Raw genomic sequence first — 294 nt, forward strand, 5'->3', positions numbered from 1 at the left:
CTTCTCTTCAGCCTTGGGTTCTTCCTTCTTTTCCTCTGCCTTTTCTTCCTTGGCAGCGGGCTTCTCGGAGGCTGCGGCGGAGCCGTCGCCGACGCGGGCGATGACGGCGCCGACGTCGACGGTGTCGTCTTCCTCGGCGAGGATTTCAACGAGGGTGCCGGCGACTGGGGACGGGATTTCGGTGTCGACCTTGTCGGTGGAGACCTCGAGGAGTGGTTCGTCGACCTCGACGGTGTCGCCGACGGACTTCAGCCACTGGGTGATGGTGCCTTCGGTGACGGACTCACCAAGCTC

1 protein-coding gene is annotated in these 294 nt (G+C 63.6%); it reads right to left on the bottom strand.

Annotated features, from left to right (window positions below):
• Positions 1-294, bottom strand: a 294-nt coding sequence (locus HMPREF2781_RS10900; protein WP_305764404.1) for a biotin/lipoyl-containing protein, incomplete at both ends; no start/stop codon positions are given.

The organism is Corynebacterium sp. HMSC062A03, assembly GCF_001811145.1.
Lineage (GTDB): Bacteria > Actinomycetota > Actinomycetes > Mycobacteriales > Mycobacteriaceae > Corynebacterium > Corynebacterium aurimucosum.